The organism is Falsiroseomonas oryziterrae, from assembly GCF_021864505.1.
In the GTDB taxonomy this organism is placed as follows: domain Bacteria; phylum Pseudomonadota; class Alphaproteobacteria; order Acetobacterales; family Acetobacteraceae; genus Falsiroseomonas; species Falsiroseomonas oryziterrae.
Genome location: NZ_JAKJIB010000471.1, coordinates 1 through 2,320, shown reverse-complemented (window position 1 = coordinate 2,320; position 2,320 = coordinate 1). Strand labels below are relative to the sequence as shown.

Below are 2,320 nucleotides of genomic sequence, written 5' to 3'. Positions count from 1 at the left end.
AAGCTCTTCGGATCTAACGGCCCGGCACCATCATGGGCCGCGTCGCGCGCGGCTACACCGAGGCGGAGATCGCGGCCATGGCCGAGCATTTCGCGCGTCTGCCGCGTTGAGGAGAGCGACGATGACCGCGACCCGTCGCGCCCTGCTCGGCGCCGCCCTCCTTGCCCCGCTCGCCGCGCCGCGGCGCGTGGCGGCCCAGACCCAGGCCCGGCTGCTGGTGATCGGCGGCGGCTTCGGCGGCGCCTCCGCCGCCTCCTTCGCGCGCCGGCGCTTCCCCTGGCTCGAGGTGACGCTGGTCGAGCCGAAGGCGCGCTTCGTCACCTGCCCCTACGGCAACCTCGTGCTGGCCGGCAAACGCCGGATCGAGCAGATCAGCCATGGCTATGACGGGCTGCGCGCGCGCGGCGTGCGCGTGGTGCACGACTGGGCGACGGGCATCGACGCCGCGGCGCGCAGCGTGCGGCTGCAGGGCGGCCAGACGCTGTCCTACGACCGGCTGATCCTCTCGCCCGGCATCGCGCTCCGCTGGGGCGCGCTCGAGGGCTATGACGAGGCCGCGGCCGAGCGCATGCCGCATGCCTGGGTGCCGGGCGACGGCGCGCAGACGACTCTGCTGCGCCGCCAGCTCGAGGAGATGCCGGATGGCGGCGTCGTCGGGCTCGCGATCCCCGCCAATCCGTTCCGCTGCCCGCCCGGTCCCTATGAGCGGATCAGCATGATCGCGAGCTACCTGAAGCGCCACAAGCCGCGCTCGAAGATCCTCGCGCTCGACGCCAAGGACGCGTTCAGCAAGCAGGGGCTCTTCCAGGATGCCTGGGCCGAGCTCTATCCCGGGATGATCGAGTGGGTGCCGGCGAACCGCGACGGCCGCGTCACGCGCGTCGATGCGCGCGAGCGCGTGCTGGAGAGCGAGTTCGGCGAGCGGCACCGCGTCGCGGTCGCCAACGTCATCCCGCCGCAATCGGCCGCGCGCATCGCGATCGACGCCGGGCTCGCGAACGATACCGGCTGGGTGCCGGTGAACCCGGTGACCTTCGAGAGCCGCGCCGCACCCGGCATCCATGTCGTGGGCGATGCGAACATCCCGGGTCCGATGCCGAAATCGGGCTACATCGCGAACAGCACGGCGAAGCAGGCGGTGGCGAGCGCGGCCGCGTCGCTGCGTGGCGAGCGGCCACCCGAGGCCCTTTACTACAACACCTGCTACAGCCATGTGGGCGAGGACTACGGCATCTCGATCGTCGGCATCTTCCGCCCGAATGCGGAGGGCAGCGCGATCGTCGAGGTGCCGAATTCCGGCGGCGTGTCGCCGCGCGGCAACCTGCCGGAGCAGCGACGGCTGGAGGCGGTCTACGCCGACGCCTGGTACGAGAGCATCACGCGGGACATGTTCGCATGAACCCATCCGTCACGCGGCGCACGGCGCTCGGCGCACTCGTCCTCGTCGCGCTGCCCTGGCCGGTGCTGGCGCAGGAGGATGCGCTGGCCGCCGCGATCCGCGAGCAGGTGGGCGACGCCGCGGTGGAGGAGGGCGGCATCGCGCTCCGCGTGCCGACGGTCGCCGAGAATGGCGGGCAGGTGCCGGTGACGGTCGTGGTGGACAGCCCTCAGACGGCGGCCGAGCACGTCACCGCCATCCATCTCTTCGCGACCCGCAACCCGACGCCCGGCGTCGCGAGTTTCCGCCTGACGCCGCTGCTGGCGCGCGCCGAGGTGCAGACGCGCATCCGCCTGGCGGAGGACCAGCGCATCGTGGCCGTCGCGCAGTTCAGCGACGGCCGCGTGCGCCGCGCCGCCGCCGAGATCCGCGTCACCACCGGGGGCTGCCTGTCATGAGCGGCACGCTGAGCACCCCGCGCGTGCGCGTCCCCCGCTCCGCCCGTCCGGGCGAGGTGGTGGAGATCCGCACGTTGATCGAGCACCCGATGGAGACGGGCCTGCGGCAGGAGGGCGGCCGCACCGTGCCGCGCGACATGCTGACGCGCATGGTCGTGCGGGTGAACGGCGAGGTCGCGCTGCAGGCGGAGTTGCGCAACGGCAGCGCCGCCAACCCCTTCCACGTCTTCTTCCTGCGGATCGAGCGCGCGAGCGAGCTCGAGTTCAGCTTCACCGACGAGCGCGGCCGCACCGCGCGCAGCACGGCGCGCATCGCGCTGGCCTGACGGCGTAGGTCACCCGGCGCGGAAGCGCGCCGCCGTCACCGCATCCTCGCGCAGCGCCGCCTCGACCTCGGCGCGCGCCGCCGGAGTCTCGGCCAGCGCCACGACGCGCTCGAACCAGGGGCAGGCGTTGCGCACGCGCGCCTGGAACAGCCGGTCGA

At 73.1% G+C, this 2,320-nt stretch carries 3 protein-coding genes; all 3 read left to right on the top strand.

The genetic code is table 11. The features are described 5' to 3' along the window. Positions 1-121 precede the first annotated feature (121 nt). From L2I40_RS22065 to L2I40_RS22055, 3 genes are read left to right on the top strand one after another with little or no spacing between them, the layout of a single operon-like run. Positions 122-1,399: an NAD(P)/FAD-dependent oxidoreductase gene (locus L2I40_RS22065; RefSeq protein ID WP_237217431.1), complete on the top strand. Its 1,278-nt coding sequence runs from the start codon at positions 122-124 to the stop codon at positions 1,397-1,399. Further along, positions 1,396-1,836: a thiosulfate oxidation carrier protein SoxY gene (locus L2I40_RS22060; RefSeq protein WP_237217430.1), complete on the top strand. Its 441-nt coding sequence runs from the start codon at positions 1,396-1,398 to the stop codon at positions 1,834-1,836. Before L2I40_RS22065 ends, L2I40_RS22060 begins: the two co-directional genes overlap by 4 nt. Next, entirely contained in the window at positions 1,833-2,162 is a 330-nt protein-coding gene (locus L2I40_RS22055) for a thiosulfate oxidation carrier complex protein SoxZ (RefSeq protein ID WP_237217429.1), read from the top strand. Before L2I40_RS22060 ends, L2I40_RS22055 begins: the two co-directional genes overlap by 4 nt. Positions 2,163-2,320 lie beyond the last annotated feature (158 nt).

What these genes read in the sequence shown, in the direction of transcription:
- L2I40_RS22065 (WP_237217431.1), top strand. Translation starts at nt 122, where the DNA reads ATGACCGCGACCCGTCGCGCCCTGCTCGGCGCCGCCCTCCTTGCCCCG.
- L2I40_RS22060 (WP_237217430.1), top strand. Translation starts at nt 1,396, where the DNA reads ATGAACCCATCCGTCACGCGGCGCACGGCGCTCGGCGCACTCGTCCTC.
- L2I40_RS22055 (WP_237217429.1), top strand. Translation starts at nt 1,833, where the DNA reads ATGAGCGGCACGCTGAGCACCCCGCGCGTGCGCGTCCCCCGCTCCGCC.